The organism is Aurantibacter sp. (genome assembly GCF_042094015.1).
In the GTDB taxonomy this organism is placed as follows: Bacteria; Bacteroidota; Bacteroidia; order Flavobacteriales; family Flavobacteriaceae; genus Aurantibacter.
The window spans coordinates 946-2511 of record NZ_JBELDZ010000129.1 but is presented as its reverse complement, the minus strand read 5'-3'; the positions used below and the strand labels follow the sequence as shown (position 1 = coordinate 2511).

Below are 1566 nucleotides of genomic sequence, written 5' to 3'. Positions count from 1 at the left end.
CCCTCTATTCCTGCTCCTCCTCTTTTATTATCGTAACCTATTGTTCTTTCTGCTATTTTACCTATCGGATGCACTCTTACCGTACTTTGCTCTGCTATAAAACCACCTCTATAAATCCCCTCTTTAAAAATCGGAAAATTACCCATCTTTACATAATCATTATAACCAACATTACGAGCAATTAATAAATAGCGGTTTTTTTGTTTTTTTGCCTGTCTTATTCTTCTCTGATAGTAACTCGTGGGCTTACCTAACATCGACGACAATGATTCCGACAATGCTCGAATATTTTTTTCGAACACTTCCGATTTCACTGCTACAGCATCCATACGTATAGTATATTTTGACATTGAGGTTGCCAATAAATTTCCATCCGCAGCATAAACATTACCTCGGTTTGCAAATATCGTATCGTTTTTTACTGTTTTTTCTTGAGATAGCTTTCTATACTTATCACCATCTACATACTGAAGATTAAATACTCTAAAAATAATAACCACAAAGAAGAGCGTCATTAAAACAACCACAACATAGAGTTTGTTTAATATACCTTTCTTTTCTACCATCTTTATCTATTCCTTTTTAGTTGTTACTTTTATTTTTTGAGGAGGTTTCTCTGCCGGAAACAATCCTTTTTCTTTTACTCTTTTCCGAATACTACTTTCCAATTTCATCCTTGTTAACTCCGTACTCGTATCAAAGTCTTCTGCTCTCAACTCTCTTTTTAACTTATTTAGCTCTGCAATCTTCACTACTTTCGCATCCAAACTATGTGAACTAGATATCATAATCAGCAATAACACTACTACAAAAATTAATATCCGCCAGTTATTAAAAGAACTATCATCTGTTAAGAATCGCCCTCGTAAAACACCGTAAATACCCTCTCTTACTTTAGACATTATTTAAGTGTTGCTGCTCTTAATTTAGCACTCCTAGCTCTATTATTCACTTTTATCTCCTCTCTTGCAGGTATAATCATCTTACCAACCTTCTTTAATGGAACACTAATGTTTCCATAAAAATCTTTTTCTGGCTCACCACTAAACAAACCTGTTCTTATAAATCGCTTCACTAACCTATCCTCTAACGAATGATAAGAAATAACACTTAATCGTCCATCCTCATTTAGCATATCCGGCATTTGCTGCAAGAATTCTTTTAAAACCTCCAACTCTTGATTCACCTCTATTCTTACTGCCTGAAATATTTGCGCCAATATTTTATGCTCTTTAGCTTGCGGCAAAAACTCTCTTAAAACTTCTTTCAATTGAAAGCTTGTAACAATCTCCTCCTCCTGTCTTGCTTCTACAATTTTCTTAGCTAGTGTTCTTGCATTTCTTAACTCGCCATACAAAAACAACACATCTGCTAATCTTTCTTCACTATATTTATTGATGATTTTTTTTGCTGATAAATCTGATTTCTGATCCATTCTCATATCCAAATCAGCATCAAACCTTGTAGAAAAACCTCTCTCTGCCTCATCAAACTGATGAGAAGAAACACCCAAATCAGCCAAAACACCATCTACTTTTCTAATTCCGTAAAAACGAAGAAACCTCG

Annotated in this window: 2 protein-coding genes and 1 pseudogene; all 3 read right to left on the bottom strand. The window is 34.5% G+C overall.

The annotated features are described in order from the left end of the window. Positions 1-566, bottom strand: a pseudogene (locus ACFDSN_RS12075) (penicillin-binding protein); the annotation flags it as partial. 6 nt (positions 567-572) lie between these two features. Continuing rightward, positions 573-902, bottom strand: coding sequence for an FtsL-like putative cell division protein (locus ACFDSN_RS12070; RefSeq protein ID WP_375240105.1), 330 nt, complete (start codon positions 900-902; stop codon positions 573-575). After that, positions 902-1566, bottom strand: a 665-nt coding sequence (gene rsmH, locus ACFDSN_RS12065; RefSeq protein WP_375240104.1) for a 16S rRNA (cytosine(1402)-N(4))-methyltransferase RsmH, incomplete at its 5' end; no start/stop codon positions are given. The genes rsmH and ACFDSN_RS12070, both read right to left, overlap by 1 nt.

What these genes read in the sequence shown, in the direction of transcription:
- ACFDSN_RS12070 (WP_375240105.1), bottom strand. Translation starts at nt 902, where the DNA reads ATGTCTAAAGTAAGAGAGGGTATTTACGGTGTTTTACGAGGGCGATTC.